Origin of the sequence: Frankia sp. Hr75.2 (assembly GCF_949319125.1) — a bacterium.
Classification (GTDB): domain Bacteria; phylum Actinomycetota; class Actinomycetes; order Frankiales; family Frankiaceae; genus Parafrankia; species Parafrankia soli.
This window is the reverse complement of the sequence record NZ_CASGGV010000177.1, coordinates 66,312-90,678: the sequence shown is the minus strand read 5'-3', so window position 1 is coordinate 90,678 and position 24,367 is coordinate 66,312. Positions and strand designations below refer to the sequence as shown.

At 70.7% G+C, this 24,367-nt stretch carries 14 protein-coding genes; 6 read left to right on the top strand and 8 right to left on the bottom strand.

Features of this window, described 5'->3' with window-relative positions:
- Window positions 1–59: 59 nt before the first annotated feature.
- The 6 genes from AC559T_RS14115 to AC559T_RS14090 all read right to left on the bottom strand — a co-directional run bounded on the left by AC559T_RS14115 (window position 60) and on the right by AC559T_RS14090 (window position 15,183).
- On the bottom strand, window positions 60–1,475 hold the full coding sequence (locus AC559T_RS14115) for a hypothetical protein (protein ID WP_498868983.1): 1,416 nt from the start codon (window positions 1,473–1,475) through the stop codon (window positions 60–62).
- A gap of 66 nt (window positions 1,476–1,541) precedes the next feature.
- Entirely contained in the window at window positions 1,542–5,429 is a 3,888-nt protein-coding gene (locus tag AC559T_RS14110) for a hypothetical protein (RefSeq protein ID WP_498868982.1), read from the bottom strand.
- Window positions 5,426–7,843, bottom strand: coding sequence for a hypothetical protein (locus tag AC559T_RS14105; RefSeq protein WP_498868981.1), 2,418 nt, complete (start codon window positions 7,841–7,843; stop codon window positions 5,426–5,428). Before AC559T_RS14105 ends, AC559T_RS14110 begins: the two co-directional genes overlap by 4 nt.
- Window positions 7,840–11,895 (bottom strand): DUF6603 domain-containing protein, encoded by a 4,056-nt coding sequence (locus AC559T_RS14100; RefSeq protein ID WP_498868980.1) that lies wholly within the window; start codon window positions 11,893–11,895, stop codon window positions 7,840–7,842. Before AC559T_RS14100 ends, AC559T_RS14105 begins: the two co-directional genes overlap by 4 nt.
- Window positions 11,896–12,032: 137 nt before the next feature.
- Window positions 12,033–12,692 carry a hypothetical protein gene (locus tag AC559T_RS14095; protein ID WP_498868979.1) on the bottom strand — a complete coding sequence of 220 codons (660 nt, stop codon included), beginning with the start codon at window positions 12,690–12,692 and terminating at the stop codon, window positions 12,033–12,035.
- Between the two features lie 1,606 nt (window positions 12,693–14,298).
- A complete protein-coding gene (locus AC559T_RS14090; RefSeq protein WP_498868978.1) occupies window positions 14,299–15,183 on the bottom strand; it encodes an enoyl-CoA hydratase/isomerase family protein in 885 nt (294 codons plus the stop codon).
- A 96-nt stretch (window positions 15,184–15,279) separates the two neighbouring features.
- Between AC559T_RS14090 and AC559T_RS14085 the strand changes: the two genes are divergently transcribed.
- On the top strand, window positions 15,280–16,167 hold the full coding sequence (locus tag AC559T_RS14085; RefSeq protein ID WP_112107699.1) for an enoyl-CoA hydratase/isomerase family protein: 888 nt from the start codon (window positions 15,280–15,282) through the stop codon (window positions 16,165–16,167).
- Between the two features lie 240 nt (window positions 16,168–16,407).
- The gene (locus tag AC559T_RS14080) at window positions 16,408–17,184 is read left to right on the top strand and encodes a FadR/GntR family transcriptional regulator (protein WP_498868977.1); all 777 of its coding nucleotides are present in this window, start codon (window positions 16,408–16,410) and stop codon (window positions 17,182–17,184) included.
- A gap of 45 nt (window positions 17,185–17,229) precedes the next feature.
- Here AC559T_RS14080 and AC559T_RS14075 read toward each other — a convergent pair whose 3' ends face one another.
- Window positions 17,230–18,324, bottom strand: coding sequence for a phosphotransferase (locus AC559T_RS14075; RefSeq protein WP_498868976.1), 1,095 nt, complete (start codon window positions 18,322–18,324; stop codon window positions 17,230–17,232).
- 44 nt (window positions 18,325–18,368) lie between these two features.
- On the bottom strand, window positions 18,369–19,481 hold the full coding sequence (locus AC559T_RS14070) for an Rv3169 family protein (protein WP_368952945.1): 1,113 nt from the start codon (window positions 19,479–19,481) through the stop codon (window positions 18,369–18,371).
- A 223-nt stretch (window positions 19,482–19,704) separates the two neighbouring features.
- Between AC559T_RS14070 and AC559T_RS14065 the strand changes: the two genes are divergently transcribed.
- The 4 genes from AC559T_RS14065 to AC559T_RS14050 all read left to right on the top strand — a co-directional run bounded on the left by AC559T_RS14065 (window position 19,705) and on the right by AC559T_RS14050 (window position 24,285).
- Window positions 19,705–22,071: a LuxR C-terminal-related transcriptional regulator gene (locus tag AC559T_RS14065; RefSeq protein WP_112107702.1), complete on the top strand. Its 2,367-nt coding sequence runs from the start codon at window positions 19,705–19,707 to the stop codon at window positions 22,069–22,071.
- A 122-nt stretch (window positions 22,072–22,193) separates the two neighbouring features.
- Window positions 22,194–22,388 carry a hypothetical protein gene (locus AC559T_RS14060; protein ID WP_071065466.1) on the top strand — a complete coding sequence of 65 codons (195 nt, stop codon included), beginning with the start codon at window positions 22,194–22,196 and terminating at the stop codon, window positions 22,386–22,388.
- A gap of 178 nt (window positions 22,389–22,566) precedes the next feature.
- Window positions 22,567–23,664, top strand: coding sequence for a lipocalin-like domain-containing protein (locus AC559T_RS14055; RefSeq protein ID WP_368952943.1), 1,098 nt, complete (start codon window positions 22,567–22,569; stop codon window positions 23,662–23,664).
- Between the two features lie 264 nt (window positions 23,665–23,928).
- A complete protein-coding gene (locus tag AC559T_RS14050) occupies window positions 23,929–24,285 on the top strand; it encodes an RNA-guided endonuclease InsQ/TnpB family protein (protein ID WP_498868975.1) in 357 nt (118 codons plus the stop codon).
- The last annotated feature ends 82 nt before the right edge of the window (window positions 24,286–24,367 follow it).

The following is a 24,367-nucleotide window of genomic DNA, read 5'->3' as shown; positions in this document are numbered from 1 at the left end:
TGACCCGGCCAGTTCTGATCCGGACCGGTTCCGAACAGGGCGGGAGACGAAACGCCCGGTCAGTCGCGGGTCACCCGCCAGCTGTCCCCACCCACCCGGTTACCGGGATTCCACCTGAAGATATAGCCGCGGTCGCCGTCGTGGTTGTAGGCGGCCGCGTAGAGCCAGCCGTCCTTCTGCCTGTTCTGCAGGCCAATGTGGTCCCCGTCGCGCAGGACCGTGCTGCCGGCGATGGTGAACCCGCACTGTTCCAGCACCCGGACGGTGCTGTTGATGGTCAGATCCTCGCCGTAGGGCCCCCGCAGCTCACGGATACGCACGATTTTTTCGCTCCCGACGAATTCGGCGCCGCCATCGACCGAAAGGTCGCGCAGCACCTTCAGTCCGTTGTGACCATAGGTGCTGATCTTTTCGCCGACGTCGATGTCCTCCCCGAACCGTGCGCCGTTGATGCCCTGCGTGCTCAGCTTGCTCCCGACCGTCAGATCGTCGTTGGCGTTCAGCAGCCCGTTCACGTCGAGCCGGGACCGGGCGGTGAGATTGCCCGAGACCGTCAGCTCCTCCTGGACCGTCGCGTCGTTGTGGGCGGACAGCGACCGGTACACGTCGAGCGTGGACTCGGCGGTGACCGAGCCGGAGACGGTCAGGGTGGACGTGGCGGTGACCGGGCCGGAGACGGTCAGTCCGGTCAGGGTGGGGTTGTTGACGGCGATGGTGAGGTTGGCGTACTGCTCGACCGATTCGAAGCCTTCCGCGGCCTGCTGTCCGCCGTCGACGGCGGACGCCTTCACGATGAAGGTGGTGTCGCGCAGGATCGTGCCCGACGGGGCGGACCACGAGGTGCCGGTTCCCTCGAACACGGGGGCCGCGTTGCTGCCGTCGTACAGCCAGAAGTAGGAGCCGTTGCTCTCCCAGGAGAGCTGGAGGGACTCGCCGGCGTCGATCCTCGTCCTGGGGACGGTCGGCCTGTCCGTGCTGCGGGCCAGAAAGTTGCGCAGGTAGAAGATGGGCTCGATGACGGGCAGGGTCAGGGTCCGCGGATTCTTGCGGGTGAATTTCTGCGGTTGCGTGTTGGAGGATTCGACGATCTGCACGAGGAGCGGGTCACCGGTGGCGGTGGCGATCAGGCCGCTGATGCTGAAGGCCAGGGGGTAGGTGACCGGATCGTTGGGGTTGGCGTTGTGGAAGGTGAGCTGATGATGCTCGGTAAGCTCCTGCTCGGTGTTCGCCGCCAGCGACACCGGCTTCCATCTGTCGTCGTTCACCGCGATGCGCGGATTCTCGGTGAAGTACGCGGTGCCGCTCTGCGGGTTGACCGGCACCGAGATCGCGATCCTGTCGGCGTAGATGTTCTGGTCGCCATGGTCAACGGAGATGTTGATGCGGGCCTTGGTGCCCTTCTCCGGGTCACCGCCCGCCTCGAGCGGTGACGGACTGGTGGCGGGTAGGTAGTCGAACAGAGGGTTTGCGGCCATTGCGAATCCTCCTGGCGTGCGGGTCCTTACTGCGGTGTCCTGACGTGCGTCGGGGAGGGAACGTGGTTACTGCTCCGGGTCGGCGAGGAAGCGGAGCAGGCCGTCCTCGAGAAGAACGGGGCTGTCCGGGAACCGCGCCTCCAGCGGTGCCGGGATCAGCGCGTACGGCACCCAGGGAGCCTCGCCGGGCGCCGGGCGCAGCCAGGACCACGAGCCGTTCTTCTCGGCCGGCCGGGGGAAGGCGAGGGTCCCGGCCTCGGAGTCGTGGTCGGAGCCGTGGTCGTGGTCGCGGTCGGGGTCGGGCTGGCTGGTCGGAGCGTGTTCGGTGGTGAGGACGGGGCCGAAACGGAAGAGCGCCTGCAGGTGACGCAGCGCGTCGTCGGTGTGCCGGGGCGGGACGGTGACAGTGGCGGTGGGGGTGATGCCGCTGGTGGCGTGCACGGGGGCCCGCGGATCGAGGAGCAGGAGCAGCCGGGTGGGCGCCGGGTCGCCGAACGTCAGCGGGACGTAGTTTCCGGCAGGCACGGTTCCAGCAGGCACGGTTCCGGCAGGCACGGTGCCCGCGGCGCCGGGCGGCCCGATCTGGGTGGCGTAGTCCTGCTCGTCGTCGGGAGCGGTGACGCTGTGGAAACAGTCGTAGTCGTAGGCCCCGTGCGGGTCGGTGGCGAAGTAGCCGATGAGGCCGTCGTCGCGGGCGGCCACGTCGCCGAGGCGGATCTCGAACCGGTCGCCGGTGAAGGCCGGCGGCGGCGGGTCGAGCGTGGCGGCCCAGCCGGTGTCGCGGATGGGGGGTCCCTCGAGGGTCAGCCGGAGCTGCGCGGGGACGAGGGCCAGCGGGCGCCCGAGGAGGAGGGACAGGTTCTGGTCGGCGCGCCGGCCGAGCGGGTCGGTGGTCCACAGGGTGGAGTCGATGACGTCGAGGAAGGCCGTGAAGTTCGCCTCCGCGGCGAGCTTCGGGGAACCGATGAGGGCCGCGATCTCGGGGGCGTGGGCGGCGAGCTGGTCCGGGGTGGTGATGGCGCTGCCGGGCGGGGGCTCCCACTGGCCGGTGCGCCGGCCGTCGGCTCCGGTGAGCAGCCGGTAGGTGCCGAGCAGGAGCCCCGCCGGGTCGTAGAGCAGCAGGCTGTGGTCGAGGTGGTTGGGGAGGATCCAGCCGCTGATGGGGCTGGGGTCGGCCGCGGTGCCGACGACGCGCGTGCCGGTCCGGGCGTCCAGGAGGTCGAAGTCGAGCCGGGCGGGTTGCAGAGGGCGCGGGGGTAGCTGGGCGACGGAGGCGATCGCGGGCGTCAGAGAGGTCCCGACCGCGAGGGCGGTGTCGACGGTGAGCGGGAAGTTGCGGTAGTCGTGCAGGCCACCGCTCTGGGTGTCGCCGCTGACGACGTCCAGGACTCGGCCGAACTTGTCGTAGAGGAAGAGCTCCTCGACGCAGATCTGCCCCTGCCGGGTCTCGTGGAAGGGGGCGCTGGCGCTGCCGGGCAGGTACGGGAAGCTGCTGACCCGGCCGCGGTAACGCGCGGGCAGGCCGTCCTCGGTGGCGGCGTCCGGGTAGCCGACGAGGTCGGCGACGGCGGGAAAGTCGGTGTCGTCGGTCGTGGGGCGGCGGAAGGCGCGCAGGTCGCGGGCGGCCAGGCGATCGTTGAAGCCGGTGAGTTCCTGGGCGAGCAGCCCCCAGTCGCCGATCGCGGTGAGCCAGGCGTCGAGCTGGTCACGCTGGTCGTCGGTGCCGTGCTGGGCGACGTACTCCTTCATCCTGGCGGCGAACAGGGACCGGGGGTGCGGGCCGAGCGCGGAGACACCCGTGACGGTGACCCTGTCCAGGGGGATGTCGACGCCCTCCGGGGTGAAGCGGTAGTCGGTGCCGTCGAAGGTCCAGCAGCGCCGCGCGCCCACGGTGTGGGGGATGTGCCGGTAGGAGATCTTCCACTCCATGAACAGCGGCTCCCAGGGCTGGGTCCAGGGTTCCAGACCCAGCTCCGGGAGGGTGCCGGTGTAGGCGGCGGGTGGGTGGGCGCTCAGGACGGCCCTGACCTGCTCCGCCGGCAGGCCGCCGGCGGCGGCCAGCGCGGCGGCGTTGCCGGGATCGAGCAGGAAGTACTCCGCGAGCAGCCCGGGCACCTCGGGCGGGAAGGCGTCGAGACCCGCGACGGCGGGCACCGGGCCGCGGCCGGGTACCGCGGTGATCGTCGTGCCCGCGACCGTGACGGCGCTGATCAGCGCGGCGCCGTCGTCGGTGAGTGGCCGTACGGGGACGGGTTGATCGGGGACGGTCGCGTCGGCCGGGGGCAGTATCCCCGACAGGCTCACCACGGGGTTGTTGCTCTGCGCGTACGGGGGGCGCGGGACGGCCTTGAGCTCGGCTCCCCCGCCCAGCCCCTTCGCCGCGGCGAAGGCGCCGACCCCGGCGAGGAACGCGTCATGGGCGCTGGCGTGGGGCCGGGTGTGGTCGGGCTGGGGGACCTTCGCGGCCAGTTCTCGCACCTGGGCGGTTCGGACGCCCACGGTGTGGGCGAGGGATCCCTCCCGCTCGGCGTCGAGCTCCTGCATCATCAGGTCCTGGTCGGGGACGTCGTCGGGCGGGAACATCGACGCCCCTGCGATCCCGTTCTTCAGCCACAGGGCGTTGAGCCGCCACTGGAGGTCCCGCAGCTCGCCGAGCCGCTCGTCGAGCTGACGCTGATCGTCGTTGAGCGTGGCCAGCCAGGCCGGCGGGACGAAGGGGCGCGGCGCCGCGGCCTCGGCGGACGGGCTGCCGGTGGACGGGCCGCCATCGGACGGGGTGTCAGCGGGGGGCGGTGTGACCGTCCAACGATGGCCGCCGGTCGACGCGGCGAACGAGGCGTCGTGGACGTGGCGGCGTACCCGCTCGTCGCCGCCCTTCTCCTCGGCGACGGCGAGCAGGTCGTGCAGGAACGCACGCAGCAGCGCCACGTCGGCGGCGGCGGGCGCGGCGCCGGTCGCGTGCAGCGCCTGGCCGGCGAGGGCGGTGAAGGCGTCCTCGGTGGTGTTGCCCAGGGCGACGCTCAGCGCGCCGTTGTCCTGGATCGTGTCCAGCGGGTCCGGGACGGGCGCCGCGCTCGCGGCGGGATCCCAGCCGACGGTCAGGGCCGTACCGGCGTACAGGCTGCGGGTGATCGGGCTGACCGCGGCGTCGTGACCGGCCTCGCCGGTCAGGCGGGGATCCTGCCAGCCGAGGTGCGCGAGCTGGTCGGCGTAGGAGGTGCCGGGCGGGCGGGACGCGAGGACGTCGGCGTCCGGATCGGAGTACCAGCCGATGACCCGGTAGCCCAGGGCGGTGGCCGACGTGATGTCGGAGAGGTCGTCGAGGAAGGAGAAGACGTTGGTGTTGTGCGGGGTGTAGGTGGTGAAGTACGGGTTCCCGGTGGCCATGGCGGTGACGAAAAGGGGGTCCCGGCCGGCGCGTTCCGTCCACGGGGTGTCGGTGTGCCCGAAGGCGAGCCCGATCTGGACCTGCCCGACGTCGGGGTCCATGGTGTTGCGGTAGGGGTCCGGGCTGGCCTGCCAGGCGCGCAGGGTGGTGGCGTCGACCAGGTAGGGGCTGGAGCGCACGAGGTCGTGTCCGTCGTCCTGCGCCCGCGGGCTGTACGGGCAGTCGCTTTCGATCACCCATGCCCTGGCGAGGCGGGTGCCGGTGCCGCTGAAGCGGATCACCAGCCAGCGGTTGGGCACCAGCGGGTAGCCGATCTCACCGGTCGCCGGGTCCTGCACGCCGTGGCGCAGCCCCCTGGGCAGGGTCCAGTGCAGGTGGACGCCGGTGTGGCTGTGCACCGGGTCGTTGCTCTGGCGGTCTCCCCCGTCCGGCTCCGGGCTCAGGTAGTCGTCCAGCGCCAGGTAGGTGTGCTGCCAGCTGCGGAACGCGTCGCGGCCCTGGAGAGCCCGGTTGACCACGAGGACGTCGAGGTCGACGGGGACGACGAGCGCGGGGCGGGCGGTCAACCTCGGTCTCCGTTCGGGCCGGTGAAGCGGATGGCCTCGGGGACCTTGACCATCTGCAGGGCCAGGTCGGCGGGGCCGATGGGGCCGACGGCGGTGCCGTGCGCGGCGTCCAGAGCCGCCGTCAGCGCGGGGATGAGCGAACCGAGGTCCAGGATCGGGCCGCCGGCACCGGCCCTGACATGGTCCAGGACGGGGAAGGTGACGTCGGGGCCGATCTGCTCGCCGAGCGGGCGGCCCCCGGACGCGGGGGGCGGGACCAGCAGGTTCCGCAGCGGGATCAGGCCGTGGTCCTCGACGCCGAACCGGAAGCCCTCCTGGGGCTCCCTGAGCTCGACGGCCGCGGGCAGACCCTCGAACAGGCACAGCAGCACGGTGGGCGAGAGGTGGTCCATCCGCAGGACGGGCAGGAGCTCACCGGCCTCGTCCAGGGCGCGCACGGCCAGGTTCGGCCAGCCGGAGACGAGCGCCGAGCGCAGCAGCAGACCGGAGACCGGCCCGAGAACGGCGTCGCCGCCGGACGCGGCGGCACCAGGTGCGGTGCCCTCCGGCGTGGGGTCCTCTGGCGAGGAGTCCGTCGCGGTGCCGCGCTGCGTCGCGCGGTACCCGGCCGCCTTCTCCGCCGCCGCGGCCCGGATGGTCGCGGCGACGACCTGGTCCTGGAGGGTGTCCCGACTGGACTGCGCGCCGATGCTGAGGGCACCGGAGAGCAGGGCGTCCAGCCAGCTGGGGTCGAGGTGGAAGAAACGCAGCGACTCCCGCGGCAGTATCCGTTCGTCGGGCACCAGGTGGGTGAACGGCACGGGGTGGAGCAGCAGGAGCCGCCCGAGCCAGTCCGCGACCCGGGTGAGGTGTTCCCCGAGGCCGTCGTCGGCGTCCATCGCCGTGGCGAGGGCGGCCCAAGTGGCGTCGGATCGCAGCACGGCCTCGAGCCCGCCGGCCGGGTCGGCGGACGGCGCGGCGGGTGTCGGCGGGGACCACGCGGCGCGGGGCCGGCCCGGTGGCGTGCCGAGGGCGGTGAGCAGGTGGCCGTCGAGCAGCGCGCCGAACGCCGCGCGCGCCGTCCCCGGCCGCGTGCGCCCGCTGCCGTCCCGCTGCAGGTGGACGCTGGTGGCCCGGTGGTGCAGGGTGTCCACCAGGTGCCGGGTGGCCTGTTTGAACGCGAGCAGGTGCTGGGCGAAGGGGGCGTCGGCGAGGGCGAGGGCCCGGCCGGTATCGAACGCGGCGGCCAGCGACAGGTCGAAGCTGCCCCAGGCCGGGTCGTAGGCGATGAGAGCGTCGGCGGTGGTGGCCTGCGCCGCCCGGTCGGTGGCCGCGGGCAGCACGGGGGTGAGCGGCCCTCGGTACCAGCCGTAGGTGGCCTCGCCCGAGCGGGTCAGGTAGGGCAACGGCAGGTACCCGTCGTCGATCCGCCGGGCCACGTGTCGCCGCGCGGCGGTGTCGGTCTGCCCGGGCGGGCCGGGCAGGCGCAGCCACATGTCGTCGCGCCCGGCCCGGGTGCCGGAGGGGGTCCAGGTGAGTCCTTCGGCGAGGTCGGCGAAGTCCGCCTCGCGGTCGGGCTGGGCCTGGAACGACCAGCTGCACAGGGACAGCAGCGCCACCGAGGAGCGGCCCTGGAAGTCAGGGGTGTCCGCGAGGATCCGCTCGTGGCCCTCCAGGGAGACGAGATGCACGATGTTCTTCGTGCCGGTCGCGGGGTCCTTCGTACCTGTCCCGGGATCGGAGCCGGGCGGGGCGGCGGTCGGGAAGCGGTTGGCGACGATGACGGAGAACAGCCCGTCCTCCTGGAGGCCCAGGATGGGCCGGTCCCCGGTGTTGGCACCGCGGCAGTGGGCGAGGAAGCGCAGCTCCCCCAGCCGGGGCGCCACGGCGTGGAACTCGGCCGCCGCGACCTGGATGTACACGCACGGGTCGCCGGGCCCGATGTCGGACTCCACGGTCAGCGCGGGCTTGAGCACGGCGGCGTCGTGGGCCAGGAACTCCGCCACAGTGGCGGAGATGGTGCGGGTCGGGGTGGTGATGCCGCCGACGAGCTGATCGTCGGTGAGCACCAGCAGTGCCAGCCACGGGGTGTCGCGCGAGGCCCCGCCCAGCGGACGTTCCCACGGCAGCATGGGATCGCCGAGCACCACGTGCGGCAGGACCTCGGCGAACCTGCCGCTGGCGGCGTCGGGAGGCTGCCTGGCGACCACCGCGTCGGCGTCGATCCGCACCTGCGGGCCGCGGACGGTGAACCTCTGCACGGCTGTGAACGGCCCGCCGACGACCTGTGCGCCGTCGTGCGGCCCGGCGCGCAGGGTGTGGGTGGCCTCGATCCGGTAGTCGCCGGCGGGCAGTGCGGGCAGGTAGTGGTCGTGCAGCTCGAGGTCCCCCGGGGGGATCGTGTCGCGGGCGGGGTGCGGCGGGCTCGGGCTCATCCGCGGCTCCCCGCTTCCTGCGCGCTCTGGACCATCGGCGCCTCGCTGTAGAAGTGGGCCGCGCCCGCCGCCAGGCCCGCCAGGGCGCTGTCGCCGAGGTCGGTGAGCAGTTTGGCGTCGGCCAGGGCGGCGTACATCTGGTCGCGCCCGCTCCTCGCGTCGCCACGGTCGAGGCGCCCGAGCAGATCCACGCAGGACGGGTCGGGTACGCCGACGAAGTCGTGGTTGGCGGCCGGCTCCCGGGGCAGCGGCGACAGACCGGGCGGCAGCTCGTCCTCGCTGTACTCACTGAGCGGGAAGACCCCGCGCGAGGCGGCCAGCTCGGGCCGGGGCGCCTGGACGTCGAAGCCGACCGGCCGGTCCGGCAGCACCTCGGCGCTGGGTCGCGACGGCGTGTGGCTGAACGGGGTCGGCGGGGCACCCCACAGCGACGCGGGCACGCCCCGGGTGCGGGCGGTGAGCGTCCAGCCGTCCGTCGACGCGGGCCTGTCCTCGTAGAAGAGTCTCAGCCGGTGCTCACCGACCAGGCCGACGCGGTCCATGGGACGCACGTCGACCAGGGGGCCGTCCCCGGGTTCGGACGAGGCCAGGGGCGCGTCGCCCGTCCGCAGGTGGCTGGCCGGCACCGCGGACTGGGTGAACAGGCGCAGGTCCCGGGCCCGCGCCTGCCACACCTTGCCGCTGCCACCGGGGTTGGGTGCGGTGTCCGCCACGGCGCTGTCGACGCCGGAGACCGGCGCGACGGTGACGACGTCCGCCGGCTTCGGGAGCATGCTGGCGAACACGTCCCACCCCAGTGCCTCGGTCTCGGCTCCCCCGCGGGAGCCGCCGAAGCTGACGGTCACGTCGATGAGGGGGAAGTGCGCGGTGACCGAACCGCCGGTCGGCGGCCCCCACAGGTGCAGGGTCGCGCCGATCGAACCGCTGATCGTGACGTGCAGGATCCCCAGGTTGATGCTGCCGGACGCGCCGATGCTCACCGAGATGCGCGCGTCGAAGAAGAACGGCCGCCAGGACAGCAGCACGTCGGCCTGCGCCGTGAACCAGGCCCGGATGGGGCCCTCGTGGAAGAGGACCTCCAGCCGCGCGCCCGCCATCGCGCATGACGGCGTGACGGCCAGATACGCCTGGGCCTTGATCGACACGCTGCCGCTGACCGCCCAGTCGATCCCCAGCCGCGGCGCGTCGGGATAGTAGGAGGGCCGGCGGAACGCGGGGTGGTAGCCGCCGAGGGTGACGACGAACTGCCCGGCGTGCGGGTTGTTCCCGAACCAGGTCGCCGCGGCGAACCCGCCGGTGAGGTGGCAGGCGGGCGTCAGCACGTACGAGGCCGGGGAGAGCTGCGCGGCGATCTCGGCGCTGCCCTGGGTGGGCCGGATGACGGCCTCCACGCCCAGCTCCGCGTAGACGTAGGTGGTGGTGGCGGACTCGGTGGGCAGCGGCAGCTGGATCGTCGCGAGGCCCAGCACGGCCAGCGCCAGCTCCGCGCCGATCTCCGCGGCCAGCAGCACCTTGGCGTTCACCACCTCGGCCACGGTGAACTCCACCCCGAGGGCCAGCCAGTACGAGCCTTCGCGGGGGGCGATCCACCGCCGCGGCTGGCTGCCGGCCACGGCCGGCTCACGCCCTTCCAGGACGTCGAGCACGTGGGAGGGCTTGTGCCCGGAGTTCGGCCCCTGCTTGTGCAGGCTCAGCAGCGGGAAACCGGAGACCTCCCTGGGAGTCGGCAGCGTCAGCTCCCGGTTGAAGCCGAACCCGGCCATCAGCCCGGTGACGATGACCGGCGGCGGCCCGCCCAGCGGCGCCTCCAGCTGGGCGAAGACGAACAGCGAGGGCGCGCCGTCCTTCAGCTGCGCGTACGAACCGAGACCCGCCAGCGAGAAGCTCTGCAGGCCGACCGTGGCCGTGCCGTCGTACTGGAACGCCACCGTGTCGGGAAGCTGGTCGTCGGGCAGGTGCAACAGCGCGCCGGAGATCTCCACCGGAGCGGCGCTGTAGCCGATCCCGAGGCCGTCGAGGCGGAACGTCGGCGCGAACCTGTCCAGCCGGGAGCCGACCGCCAGGCCGTCGAGCGAGAGGGCCAGCGGGCCGAGGGCGACCGACGCGTCCAGCGCGAACAGCAGCACGTTGTGCTGGTACATCACCCCGACCCGGTCGACGTGGACGATGCCGAGCTGCTTCTGCACCGACACCCAGTGGACGCTGGAGGCACCCGTCCCGGAGGTGTCAGGCGTAGCGGACGGGTCGGGGGCACCGGACGGAGCGGGGGCGCTGGACGTGCTCGGGGTGCTGGAGGTTTGGGGTTTGCTGGGGAGCTCGCCGCCGCCGGCGTTCGAGGGTGGCACGCCGAGAGCGACCGACGTGGACTCCTTCCCGATCCGCAGTTCGGCCAGCGCGGCGACGCCCGCCGCCAGCCCGGCCTGCGGGAGGGCCACCACCTTGGCCGGCCCGAGCAGCCGGTTGACCGAGGCGACAGTCTGGGCGTCGAAGGCTCCGGAGCTGTAGAGGACCTGCAGGTTCTCCACACTCACCGTCCCGAACGTCGACAGGAACCCGCCGACGAGCGGAAGCTGGGAAAGGTCGAAACCCGCCGAGAGGTCCACACCGACACAGAACCGGGCCGGGCCGCCCGCGGGTTTCACCCGCACGAACTTGGCGTCCTTCAGCCCGATCCGCAGGCTGTCGGGAACGTCGGCCGCCAGGTCGGCGGAGAAATGCGCGACCCAGTCCCGCAGAACGATCTCGGTGCCCTCCGCGGCACCGCGATACGTGGCGACAAGGATGTCCGCGCCGGATTTCTCCTCGTCGAAGTCGACCTCGAAGGCGAAGCCGTCGACGTCGAGCATTCCGCCGTAGCGCGTATCCGAGCCGTCGCGGGTGACCGTCACGCGGAGCGTGGCCGTGACCCCGTCCGCGATGGTCATGTCACCTTCGCAGACGAAGTCGAGGGCGGTCGAACCGGTGGTGTACGAGAGCGTCAGGGTGGTGAGTTCGAGGGACCTGACCGGCCCGGGCACGTCGGTCAGCCCGAGTGCGTCGATCACCTCCGCCATGCCGAGGGTCGTGTCCGCCGTGAGGCCGCCACTGAACGCCCAGCCGCCCTGCGCGCCGCCGGCCTTCCCGGCCGAGATGTCGATGCTCAGCGCGGAGCCGATCGACACCGTGCCCCCGACCCGGGCCGCGAATCCCGCACCGTCCCCGTAGTAGACGTAAAGAGACAGGGATCGGATCACGAGGGAGCCGATGATCGGCCAGTCACCCGTGGCCGTCATCCGAAGGAGATACTCCTCCCCGAGGACGGCGGCGAACGACAGCTCACTGACGGCGCAGGCCTCGGGCACCTCATCGCCGGGTATGCCGAACGACTCCAGCAGGGACCGGACAGAGATCGGTCGCGCCTCCGTCAGCGTGCCGGTGAGGGCCAGATGGGGAAACCACACGGCGACATCGAGGGGCAGCGCCCGGATGGTGAGCGAGGCCACGATCGCCATGGCGTCCATCTCATAGGCGACCGGTTCGGCACCCGCCTCCTCGACGAGGCGATAGTCAAAGCCGGCGATATCCGCGGGGTTGAAGTCGAACGCGCGCAGCCCGTCCGCCGCCTCCTGCCAGGCGGTGTCACCGCCGAGGCGCCTGCCGAGCTTCTCCAGCTCGGCGGCGAAGGCGCCGGGACGCACCGGCCGCACGGCGGCGGTCAGCCGCCCGAGGTCGTCCGCGGTGACCGTCGAGGCGACCTCCACCGTGTCGAACGTGCCGCCGAGCGTGAGGGTGACCAGGCCCTGGCTCGTCACGGTCACCGACACGCCCGTCACCGCCATGGTCACGGCGGCGCCGCCGGGCCAGGCCGGCGACGCCCAGGTGAGCGAGAGCGAGAGTGTCGTCCGCCCGGCGTCCACCTCCGGTCGCCCGGTGCCCGCGCCACCCTGGCAGACCCCGTCCGGGAAGGTGGCCAGCATGGCGCGCAGCTGCGCGGGGAGCGCGGTGTCCGCGGCCCGCAGTGTCGGTGGATCACCCAGGCTCAGGAGATGCGTTTTCAGGGCATCGAGATCCACTGAACCCCTCCCTCGGATCACGGCCATTCACTTCCGGGCACGTTCGACAACCACGGCGGGACGCTTCCCGGCCGGCACGGGGCGCGTCCATCACCGCACCGGGACCAGCGGACGGCGTCACACCCGCCCACTCACCCCTACCCCTTGACCTGCGGCCCTCTCTCACCGTCGATCCAGGTCCAGTCCCTGAGGTCGAAATCTTGGAGCTTCGGGTATCTGACCACCTTGTACAGCGCCTCCGAAGCGAATTTCGACTTTCGGGCTGTCGTGCCTTTCAGGTAGGCCAGAATCTCTTCGTAGGATTCGGAAAGAATTCTGCGGCGCACCTGCCTGGCGCCCTTTGTTCGGAAAGCTGCGTCGTCAATTTTGTCCTTGGGGTCGTCGCATCGGTCCGTGGGGCCCACGAAGAGGTTTCCAGGAAGCCAGGCGTAGATGCCCACGAGATTGTCCCATCCTTCGGGACGCAACCTGCTCGAACCATGGGAAACCCTACCCATGTATATATCCGAGACCAGGTCCTTGACTGCCTGCATCTCGGCGTCGCTGCGCCTCCCGTCGGGGCTCAGGATGTTGACATAGGTTTTTTCGCTGATCATGTCCCGGAGGGGTGGGAGAAATTTACACCTCTTGATGTCACCGTTCTCGACGAGCTTGTTCCAGAAGTCCCTGAGCTTGCTGTACGGCACTATATGGTGGTACGTGAGACCGCTCGGCCTACCGGAGATCGTGACAGGTTCGAGACCGCGGAACGGATGGCTCGGCCTGTCATCCAGCTTCAGGTTGTATTCCTCCGCCACCACGACGTCCCCCCCGTACAGCCACGATCCGCCAGGATGAAACGCGGGACACGCCCTCGGCGCCGGTATCTGCTTTCAGGCAACCGGCGGGACGGCGACAGTTCCCGTTACACACAGAGGGGTTCGCCACGGGTGCGCACACCACACCCAGGAGGATCAACGGGAACCCTCTGGACAACAGATTAAGGAACCCTCACTCCGAAGGGGAGCCATTTGCGAAAAGTCACGCAAAGTTATCCCCGGGTCTTCCGGGCCGGCCGGGCCGGTCTTCGGCGGCCGCGCCGCGAAAGCTCGGGCGCGGGCATTCCCCGCCGAGCCCGTGAGCTGCGAAAGTGGCGAACTCCGACCCCGGCCGGACGGGTCGCGTCGGCCAGGATCGGTGTCAGGGGCCGGGTGCTTCGACGGGCCGCGGGTGGAACGCTGCGTAGAGGGGTGGGCGGGCCGATGGGTAGCAGGGTCGCTGGGCGGGATCAGGTGCCGGTCTTCCCGCCGTCCTTCCAGTGGATCACGACGGTCGCCGGGCGGGGCCGGCCGGGTCGAAGCCGGGCCGGTTGCCGACGGCGCGCGGGTTCTCCGGCGCCGGCTCGATGAACAGCCGGCCGCCGGGGTCGCCCCACGGGCCGTCAGGGGAACCGAACAGTGGTCGCGGGGCCGGAACGTGCTCACCTTCGGGCCGGCAGGACGGGCCCGCCGGCGAAGAAGGCGCGCGGGCCCGACCGGACCGGCAACGCGAACGGTCCCTCCGACCAGCGGCGGCGGATGAGCCGGCCCGATTTCCCCAATCCTGACCAACGAACTTCTGTTCATCGCCATCGACAACGATTACCTCGCCGTAACGAAGAGCTACAAAGGGAATGTTGTTGTCGATTGCGGCTGCATGATGCCCACGCCGGCACTGTAACCACCGTAGACAAGCGCGTCAACCACCGTAGACAACCGCGTCACCGTTGACCAGCTCGGGAATTACACCGTCTGCGCCACTTTCCTAAAAGCACGTCGCAGCACGAAGACGTTGCCACCCCGTACCCAGACCAGGTCACAGCCGACCAGCGCCCGCCTCGATTCATCCAGTCTGCCAAAATATTGCCGAAGGTCCGCCTCTTCGGGCTGCAGGCCAATAGATTCCAAGCGTTCGCCTTCTTGCGCGAGGTCGGTAGCGCGATCCTCGGGCGCCTTCCAGTCCTGCGCGTTGAGAATAAGCGCTGTTCGCCGGCCGTCGCCGAGTAACCGCAGCAGATCGACTGTTCGCGAACGCCGACCCTGGCGCGGCCGACGTCCCGTACAGTGCCGCTCTCAAGAACATCCGCCTCGGCCCACGTGACCGGACGGCCCGGGCCGGTGTAATCGCGGTCGCAGTATGTCACCCTGTCCGGCAGGCTGGAGGACCACGGCCAGGTGTGGAATCTCGCGTGGTACCAACCGGTGAGGAGCGCGGCGATGACCGGCAGCAGGACCAGGGACGCCGAGAGAAGGCGTAGGGCCGAACGGCGCGCTGGGCGCCCTCGCGATCGGCTGGAAACGAGCCGGGTGGCGACCTGCTCGGACACAGACGGCTCCAAGGATGTACAGATATCCCGCCAGGGATTTGAGTGTAACCTGGTCCGTCTTATCTCCCGCCGAAGTCGGGCGACCGCCGCTCCTTGAACGCCACGAGCCCCTCCCGGAAGTCGGCGGTACGGGACGCCAGTTCGAGCGCGGACGCCTCGTCCTGCATCGCCTCGGTCAGCCCCAGTTCCAGCCCGCGGTTGACCAGGCGCTTGGTCAGCCCGACGGCGACCGTGGCGGCCTGCCCGAGCGTCCCGACCAGCTCCGCGGCCGCCTTGTCCAGCTCGGCGTCGGGCACGGCCCGGTAGACGAGCCCCCACTCGGCGGCCTCCGCACCGGAAAGCCGCCGGCCGAGCAGCAGCAGCTCCTTGGCCCGGGCGATGCCGACCAGCCGGGGCAGCAGCCAGGTCGCGCCGCTGTCCGGGCTGAAGCCCCGGGTCAGGAACGGCTCCCAGAACCGGCTGGTCTCGGCGGCCACGGTGAAGTCGGCGGCGAGCGCGAGCTGGAAGCCGAGGCCGACCGCGTGGCCACGGACCGCGCAGACGACGGGCAGCTGCACCTCGGTGATGAGCCCGATGAGCCGGTGCGCCTGCAGCGCGGTGCGCCGCTGCACGCTGCCGGGGCGCGGCCGGGCGCCGCCGGCGGTGTTCGAGGCGACCCAGTCCGCGCCGGAGCAGAAGTCCGGGCCGCGGCTCTCGATCAGGATCACCCGCAGCGTGTCGTCGGTGGCCGCGTCCTCGAGCGCACCGATGATCCGGCGTACCGCCGCGGCGTCGAGAGCGTTGCGGCGCTCCGGCCGGTCGAGGCCGATGCGCAGCACACCGCCGTCCCGATCGAGGACGACGCCCGCCTCCATGTCCACAACAACCCCGTTCCTCGCGTGCACTCGCAGCGGTCGGAGACCCCCGGCCCCCGCCGCGGGGGACTCGCCCAGGGTGACACGCATCGCTACGATGCTAACTCTCGAGGCCGTAAAATATCTAGAGATATAGCATGGCGTGGCCGGATGGCGTGACTGTCCGATCAGCGAGAGGGAGAGCCAGTGAGCGAGGGCCGTGTGCTACTGGAACGCGACGAGGGGACCGGGATCGCCCGCCTCACGCTCGACAACCCCAGCCGCCGGAACGCGTACGACCCCGCGATGCGGGAGCAGCTCGGCACCTACCTCGACGAGCTCGCGGCCGACGACGCGGTCAAGGTGGTGGTCCTGCGCGGGAACGGGGGCGTGTTCAGCACCGGTGCCGACATGGCCAACGCCTACGGCTGGTACGGCGACGCCGCGAATGACTCCCGGCAGCGACGTCCCAGCCAGCGCCGCCGGCTGTCCGTCGACCGCAAGTCGTTCAGCTTCTACCACAACTTCCTCGGCTACCCGAAAGCCACGATCGCCGAGGTACAGGGCTTCGCGCTCGGCGGCGGATTCGAACTCGCGCTCATGGCCGACATCGCGGTCGTCGCCGGCGACACCCGGATCGGGATGCCCGCGACCCGGTTCCTCGGCCCGGCCCTCGGCTCCCTGCACATGTTCTTCTACCGGCTCGGCCCGGTGCTGGCACGCCGCCTGCTGCTGACCGGCGACATGATCCCCGCCAGCGAACTGGCCCACCTCTCGGTCTTCACCGAGGTGATCGACGGCGCCGACGTGTCCGCGCGGGCGGACTGGTGGGCACGCAAGCTCTCCCGGATGCCCGCCGACGGCATCGTCATCGCCAAGGAGGCCTTCCGCCTCGTCGAGCAACTACAGGGCTACCAGGGCGAAGAGGTCGCCAGCTACCTCTTCCACGCCTTCGGCACCAACCTCCAGTTCGAGGACGACGAGTTCAACTTCGTCAAAACCCGCGCCAGGCACGGCACAAAACGAGCCTTCCAACTACGCGACGAGCACTTCGACCTCCCCGACCCGGAGGCCGACGACCAGCTGGCGCGGTAGCCGTGACCGCCTCCCCCGGCGTGGTGAGCCGCACCCGGAGACGCCGTAGGCACGTTCAAACATCTAGAGGGAAAGCACCGGCCGGGCGCTGGGTCCCGGAGATGTTCGCCGGTAGGCTGGGCGGATCGCATTCACCCAGCCGTCACGGGCATCAGACCATGGCCAGCGCTTCGTCCGGCGCTGCGCGCGAGCCGTCGCGGTGGGGGCTGGACGCGGCCGACGGAGAGAAGGTCGAGCCAGGTGACCGAGCCAAGGAGATCTCGCGGTGGGGAGCGGCCCCCGCTGCGCGAGAAGCCCCAGCAGATCGCCGACGAGCTCCGGCGGCTCATCGTGCGGGGCGACCTGGCGGAGGGTGAGTCACTCGGCCGCGAGCCCGACCTGGTCGACCGGTTCGGCGTCTCCCGCCCCTCCCTGCGGGAGGCACTGCGCATCCTGGAGGCGGAGGGCCTGATCTCCGTCAAGCGCGGAGTGCTCGGCGGCGTCATCGCCCACCAGCCCAGCGAGCGGATGACGGCGCGCACCGCCGCGCTCGTGCTCCAGGCGCGCAACGTCCCGCTCGCGGACGTCTACAACGCCCGCGGCACGATCGAGCCGGTGGCCGCGCGGCTGGTCGCCGGGGCACGCTCACGCGGGTCCGCGGCCGCGGAGCTGCGCCGACTCAGTGCCGAGCAGCTCGAGGTGATCGACGACCCCGAGGCGTTCGGGCGGGCCAACTCACGCTTCCACGCCCGCCTCGTCGAGCTGGCCGGGAACCAGACCCTGAGCATCATCGCCGAGATGCTCAACGAGATCGTCGCCCGGGCCGTCGCCGCGGTCAGCCAGCCCGGCGAGGGCAAGGACACCAGCGCCACCCGGCTGCGCGGCCTGCGCTCCCAGGCACGGCTGGCGGCGCTCATCGAGGACGGTGACGCCCCGGCGGCCGAGAAGCACTGGGCGGAGCACATGGAGATCGTCGGGCGGGTCATGCTCGCGCAGCGCGCGAAGAACGTCATCGACCTGATGCAGCACGACTACTGAGGGCCGTCCAGCCGCTCGAGCGCACAGCCGCACAGCCGTACAGGCTCAGCGCAGGTAGTCGATGGCGGTGAGGTCCCGGGTCTGGGTGGCGTGCCGGTTGGCCAGCGTCGCGAACATCGCGTCGGTGCGGGCGTCGCGGCGGACCATCATCGCCGCGATCACGGACATGACCAGCCCGTTCCAGCTGAAGCGCCGATAGTCGTCCCAGCACTCCTCGAACGGGTAGGCACCCGTCACCCCGTAGCCGCCGAGGGCGTCGTGGTAGCGGCGCACCAGGTCGGCCTCGTGCGCGCGCCGGATGTCGGGCGGCAGGCTTCCGCCGAGGAGGTAGGCGATGTCGGCGGGACCCGTGCCAAGGCGCGCGGTCTGCCAGTCGACGATCGTCACGTGCCGGTTTCGACCGGCTCCCTCGAACATCATGTTGTCGATCCGGAAGTCACCGTGGGTTATGGTCACGGCAGTGGGGCGACGCGCCAGCCACCGATCGATGCCGGCGCCGAGGGCTTCGCCCTGGGTGATGACGTCGGGTTCGATCGTCGTCCGGTAGCGCTCCACGAAGCCGTCCCAGAGAGCCCGGTAGACGTCGGACACCGAGATCACCGGCTCGGCTTTGGCCAGCCAGCTCAGGTCGAGGAGCGCGGGGTCACCCCAGCGGGGACCATGCAACCGGGCCGCCTCGGTCACCGCGAGCTCCGCGTCGTCGGCACCGCAGCCGATGAGCTGGTCCCCGGGCACCGCCGGCGCGAGATCGGACAGGACGACCACGACATTGGCGGTGTTGGGCTCGACGGCGGCGAAGTAGCAGTGTGGCCGGCGGACGTCGACGGTGTGGGCGGCCTGCAGGTAGAACGCGACCTCGTTCTCGTACGAGCGGGTGGCCACGCCCGCGGCCCGGCTGTTCGCCTCGGCCGAGGCGAACTTCATGACGATCGACGGAGGAGGCGCGATCGACGCGCGGTCCCCGCCGTACCGCAGCTGGTAGCGAAGGGTCGCCCCGACGCTGCCCGTCCCGATGGCCACCGCGCTGAAGTCGGCCACCCGGCCGCCGGCCGAGAGCGCTCCCGCGTGCCTCAGCAGGTCCGTCAGCCAGCCGGCCGTGACGTCACGCGGGTCGGACACCAGTGCGGGAGGCTCGGTCATTGTGCTCACCTGGGTCTCCGGGGTTCGTTGGGAGAACGGTGGACTCAGACGCCGGGAGCGCTGGGAGCGCCGTCGAGCAGGTCGCGGAATCCGCCCGGCCGGTAGGGCCCGATGACGGCCTGTTCCAACACGCCGAGGCCGACCCGGCCACCCCACGTCGCCCGCACCACCTGCTGCACGTGTACGCAGTCGATGGCCAGAACATCCAGCTCCGCCACCTTGTGCGCCTCACCGCCGACGGCCAGTTCGTCGTGCCACCGGCCATGGGCCCAGGTGGGGTGGAGGTAGCCGGCGCCCTTCATCCGGAAGGTGAGCAGCGGCTCCAGCTCCACCGCCTCGCCCTCCCCGAGAATGAGGGCGGCACCGTTGGATCGTCGCAGCCCCGGGGCCCAGCGAATCTGGTGCCTGACTCCGCGCAGGCGCCGGATGCCGGTGTCCGGTCCGAAGACCGACCCCCCCTCGGCGAGCACGGGCAACACCGCCGCGGTGTCCGTCCAGGGGTTTCCGGCCTCGTCCTCCATCACCATGTAGTGCAGACACTCGTCGGCGAAGTTCAAGGGGGCCCACAGAAAGAACACCTGCGGGGTGGCGGAACGCGGCGCACCAGGAATCCGGTCGACGAGACCGCGGACTCCCCAGGAGCGATCCTTCGTGCCGTACGTTCCGGTTCTTATCCGCACGTCCTCGCCCCCGGCCGTCAGCTGGCCGGTCCAGCTGACCATCTGGGTGGCACGGGTGGAGTCGGTCAGCAGCCGCGTCCCGTCGTGCTGGGTGGTCCGCGGCTCCTCGTAGGCGGGTGTGCGGGCGACGGCGGTGAGATCGGCGACCAGACCGTGCTCGGCCGCGTCGACGCGGATGCGGTTGACCCGCAGCGGTTCGACGATCTCCACCGAGATCGGTCCGACGCGGGTTTCGGTCCGGTCCAGAGGAATGCGTCCCGACGCGAACACGGACCGCTGGACGTCATCGTGAACGACGCTGAAGGCCGCGTCGATGATTCCCCGGTTGGGATAGAGCCCGAGCGCGAGCGCGAAGTACATCTCGCCGTCGTAACCGTTGAACCAGAACCGATCGTAGTGATCGGGGTGCCCGCCCTCGACGTGCGCGACCGGCAGCGGCGTCTGGTGGACGGGGTAGTCGTCGAACGGGGTGAGCATCGACAGGGTTCCTCTCCGTACGCCGGTTGCCCGGCCTCCCGACGGCCGGGACCGGGACCGCCGGGCTCGCGCTCGCTGCCGCAGCGCCGCCGGGATGCCGGACCCGGCCGCAGGAACCAGAATCGACGGGCGTCGCGGGGACGTCTTCAGTGGAACTACGGGTATTACTACGGGGATTACTCGGCGGCTTGACGTCCCGCGCGGTGCCTGCAAAAGATGGCCCATGCCCGCGCCGCCGCGGTTCTCGAACGAGGGATTACCCGCCGAGCTGACCAGCTTTGTCGGCAGGCAGGCCGAACGCGCGGAGCTCAGGCGGCTACTCGGCGGGTCCCGGCTCGTGACGCTGGTCGGAGCGGGGGGCGTGGGGAAGACCCGGCTGGCGTTGCGCGCGGCCGCGGACGTCCGTGACGCGTTCCCCGACGGGGTGTGGTGGGTCGAGCTGGCCCAGTTGCGTGATCCGGGCCTGCTCGCGCACCTGGTCTCGGCGACGTTCGGCTGCCCGCCTCCGACCGATCAGAGCGTGCTGGAGACGTTGCGCGGCCATCTCGCCCAGAAGCAGCTGCTGATCCTGCTCGACAACTGCGAGCATCTGGCGGACGCGTGCGCCGACCTGGTGGACAGCCTGCTGCGCGGTTGCCCGGGGCTCCGCATTCTCGCGACAAGCCGGGAGTCGCTGCGAATCGACAGCGAGAGCACCTATGTGGTCGCGCCTTTCCCGGTGCCGGCGGAGACCGACCTCGACGGAGTCGACGTGTCCGGCTGTGACGCGGTCACGCTCTTCCTGGAGCGGGCCCGTGCCGTGCGCTCCGGATTCGACCTCACCCGGGACAACCGCGCCGCGGTCTGGGGCATCTGCCGCCTGGTGGACGGAATCCCCCTCGCCATCGAGTTGGCTGCCGTCAAGATCCGCGCGTTGTTGCCCGCCGACGTCCTGCGACTACTTACCGAGAACACACGGATACTGCGCCGCGACGGCCGTCGGGTTCCGGAGCGGCAGCGGACACTGCGCGCCTGTATCGACTGGAGTTTCGAGCTCTGCACCGGGCCGGAACAGCGTCTGTGGACCCAGCTCTCGGTGTTCTCCGGCGGTTTCGAGCTGGACGCGGCGGAGGGGGTCTGCGGGGCTTCCGGGCTCGCCGAACCCGTGCTGGACCTGATCCTGTCGCTGGTCGACAAATCCATCCTGACCCTCGAGGCGGGTCCGGAGAACGCACGGTTCCGGCTCCTGGAGATGCTCCGCCAGTACGGGCAGGAGAGGCTCGAGAGCAGCGGTGAGGAGGCGGCCCTGCGACGGGCTCACCGCGACTGGTTCCTTGATCTGTCGACCCGGGCGGAGGCCGGGCTGCTCGGGGCCGATCGGCGGGCGTGGCTGAGCCGCCTTCGCCGGGACCACGCCAACCTGCAGCGGGCGATGGAGTACTGCGCCGAGACGAACGACCACGGTCGCGGACTCGCGCTGGCGGGGTCGCTGCATCGCTACTGGGTGGCCGACGGCCGGTTCGACGAGGGACGGACCTGGCTGGCGCGGTTCCTCGACCACGGCGGCGGAAGCATCCATGACCGCATCCGGGCCGTTCACGCCGCGGGCTGGCTCGCGACCTTGCAGGGTGACCCGACGGCCTCGGCCCGGATCCTCCGGCAGGGCGCCGACCTGGTCTCGGAGACACACGATCTCTCGGCCTCCGCGCTGATCATCCAGCTCGGCGGGATGGACGCGCTGTACACCGGCCGGTCCGGCGCGATCGACCACCTTGAACAGGCGCTGGCGCAGTTCCGCGTCGCTGGCGACATCAACCGCCAGCTCGAGACGCTGGCGCTGCTCACGGTGGCCGCCGCGCTCAGCGCGACCCCCGAGACCGCGCGGGCCTACCACGCCGAGTGCGCCGAGATCGCCGAACTGCAGCACGATCCGTGCCTACGTTCGTACACTGCCTGGGCCTACGCCGTCGCCACCTGGCGCGCCGGCGATCCCGAAGCCGCCCTGTCGATCGCGCGGGACGCCCTCTCCGCCACGAGCAGCCGGTCCGACCAGCTGAGCCTGACGCTGTGCCTGGAGGCCATCGCCTGGATCGAGGCCAGCCGCGGCCGGCATGCGACGACCGCGGTACTGCTCGGCACGGCTGATCGGCTGTGGGCACGGATGGGCACGTCCACCACGGCGTTTCCGGGCCTGTTCCGGTTCCGCCGGGAGAGCGAGGCCGACTCCCGGCGGGTGCTCGGTCACCACGCGTTCGACGCCATCTGGACGCGCGGCACCGAACTCTCGCTCGAGGGCGCGTGCGCCTGTGGCCTGGGCGACGTCGAGATCACCCCGTCCGCAACCGCAACCGTGGACGCGGACGGCCAGCCGGCTCCGGTGATCGGCGTCGCCGCGGGCGACCGGTTGGCCGCGGCCGGGCTGACCCGCCGGGAACGCCAGGTAGCCGGTCTCGTCGCCCAGGGGCTGACCAACAAGGAGATCGCGGCAAGGCTCGTGATCTCGCTGCGCACCGTGGAGACCCACGTCCAGCAGGTACTGACCAAGCTCGGGTTCCACTCCCGGGGCAAGGTCGCCTCCTGGCTGGCCGGCCAGCATGCGGGCGGCACCTGACGCCGGTAGCGGGTTGCCTGTGCCGCGCCACCGGCCCGCCGGCGATCCATGCGGCGGCGGATCAAGGACTCCCGAACCTCCTTGAAAAATCTAGATGTATCCGTTAGGGTCCATCCCGACGGATGATCTCGCATGCCGGCGATGACCATCCGGACCCCTACGACCAGTTCTGGTTCGACGGTAAGGACGAACAGGCAGGCTTCGCGCTCAGCCGCCACCCTGACCGGAACCATGAGAAGGTCGCCTTCATCCACGCCCGCGCGGATTTTTCTCTCGACGCCGGCCGGTCCTTTTTCGGCTGTCGCCGAGAGCTTTGAAGAAACGACGGGACATCGTCCGGAGACGGATGCGGCTCGGCCGCGCCGTGAAGCCCGACAAATCTGGCCGACCACGTGCGGAGCACCCGTTCCGCACTCTTCTCATCCATTCGAAAGGGCGGTGCGAACGATGACCTCGTCAACTGGATCCCGGATGCGGCGATTACGGAAAAGGAGGGTGTCCGGCCTGCTCCTGGGGGCACTGTCCGGCCTGCTGTTGCTGTTCGCGGTCCAGACGCCCGCGGCCTCAGCACTGACATACGGCCCGGTGTCGCTGCCGAAAGACGAATCCGCGCACGTCGACGCCGGGATGGAGTGGTGGTACTTCACCGGCCACCTCACCGGGAAGGACGTCTTCGGGAAGAGCCACGCCTACGGCTTCGAGAGCATGGTCGTCCGCAACGACGGCCTCGCCACGGCGCCGGCAGCGGTGATCTACAACGTCAATTTCGCGATCTCGGACCTCACCCGGGGCACCTACAAGGGAACCAAGGAGATTTACAGCATCCAGCCGGACGTGGTCCCGCCGGGCGGTGGCTACAACTTCACCGTCGGCACCGTCCACATGGACGGGAAGAACGGCGTCAACCACGTCTCGGGCGGATTCCCCGATCTCAGCTACAGTTTCGGCGGCCTCACACTGAGCCAGTCGACCCCGGCCGCACTGCACGGCAACTCGGGTGTCATCGGCTACGGACCGTTCGGCCAGTCGGGCTACTATTCGCAGACCAACCTCAAGGCCAGCGGAGTCCTCTTCGACCACGGCGTGGCCGTGAACGTCACAGGCACCGCCTGGCAGGACCACCAGTGGGGCAACTGGAACCCGGGCGAGGGCGGCTGGGAATGGTTCAGCCTGCAGCTCTCCAACAACACCCAGTACATGCTCTACTTCATCCGCGACAAGAACAACAACTATGTCCAGACGGTCGGCACGCTCGTCAGGCCGGACGGGAGCACCACCAATCTCCCGGCCGCCCAGCTCAGCCAGACCGCGCTCGGTACCTGGACCAGCCCACACACCGGGATCACGTATCCACATGGCTGGAAGGTCGACATCCCGGGCGGCTCGCTGACTGTCACACCGCAACTGGCGGACCAGGAGGTGTGGAGCGACCTCGTTCCCGTCGGCCAGTACTGGGAGGGCACCTCGAGCGTCAGCGGCACGATCAACGGCCAGTCCGTCACCGGCCTGGGATACGCCGAGGTGATCCCCTACATCGACATGCCCGGCAAGGGCTACGTATGGGATTCGGTGAAGGAGGCCCTGGGTCTGTAACAGCGGCACCAGCCGAAAAGGGGCGGGCCCGCGGTCGCAGGCCCGCCCTGTCCGGTCATGCCTTGTAGTCGTGGGTTCCGGGGCCCACGGCGTGTGCCGTACAGCTCGGTGAGGCGGAGATGGAAGGCGTGCGTCGAGGCGTTGAACTCCGCGAGCATGTCCGACTCGCGCGGAAGCCCCCCCCGTCGCGAAGCTCGCTGGTGACGATCCGCCACCGGAGCTGAGCGGCCACGAGCTCGGCCACCTTCGGCACGTGGACCCCCGGTGCCGACTGGCCGCCGGGCCGCGCCGAGACCCGACCCGGACCGGCCCGGGGTGTTCCCGGCGAACGGGCAGGCGGCGAAGTCCGGGCTGAACAGAAGCGTTCTCGACGCGGGATGGGGGGTGTTCCTCACTGTGCTGCGCGCCAAGGCTGAAAGCGCCGGACGGGTCGTCGTCGAGGTCAACCCCGCCAACACCTCCCGCACGTGTGCGGTCTGCGGGCACTGCCACGCCGACAACCGCAGAACACAGGCCGCGTTCACCTGCGTCGCCTGCGGGCACACCGCGCACGCCGACGTGAACGCGGCGATCAACATCCTTCGGGTCGGGCTGGCCCGTCAGGCCACGGAAGCGGCCTGAGAAGCCGACGGCTCCAGCCGTCGAGTAGCCACAAGGGCTCGACCGTAGCGCAGATCCATCGCTTCTATCTAAATGATTCATT

Bases quoted from the DNA above. Each gene is read 5' to 3' on its own strand.
- AC559T_RS14115 (WP_498868983.1), bottom strand. From the start codon at position 1,475: ATGGCCGCAAACCCTCTGTTCGACTACCTACCCGCCACCAGTCCGTCA.
- AC559T_RS14060 (WP_071065466.1), top strand. From the start codon at position 22,194: ATGATCTCGCATGCCGGCGATGACCATCCGGACCCCTACGACCAGTTC.
- AC559T_RS14075 (WP_498868976.1), bottom strand. From the start codon at position 18,324: ATGACCGAGCCTCCCGCACTGGTGTCCGACCCGCGTGACGTCACGGCC.
- AC559T_RS14070 (WP_368952945.1), bottom strand. From the start codon at position 19,481: ATGCTCACCCCGTTCGACGACTACCCCGTCCACCAGACGCCGCTGCCG.
- AC559T_RS14105 (WP_498868981.1), bottom strand. From the start codon at position 7,843: ATGAGCCCGAGCCCGCCGCACCCCGCCCGCGACACGATCCCCCCGGGG.
- AC559T_RS14065 (WP_112107702.1), top strand. From the start codon at position 19,705: ATGCCCGCGCCGCCGCGGTTCTCGAACGAGGGATTACCCGCCGAGCTG.
- AC559T_RS14090 (WP_498868978.1), bottom strand. From the start codon at position 15,183: ATGCGTGTCACCCTGGGCGAGTCCCCCGCGGCGGGGGCCGGGGGTCTC.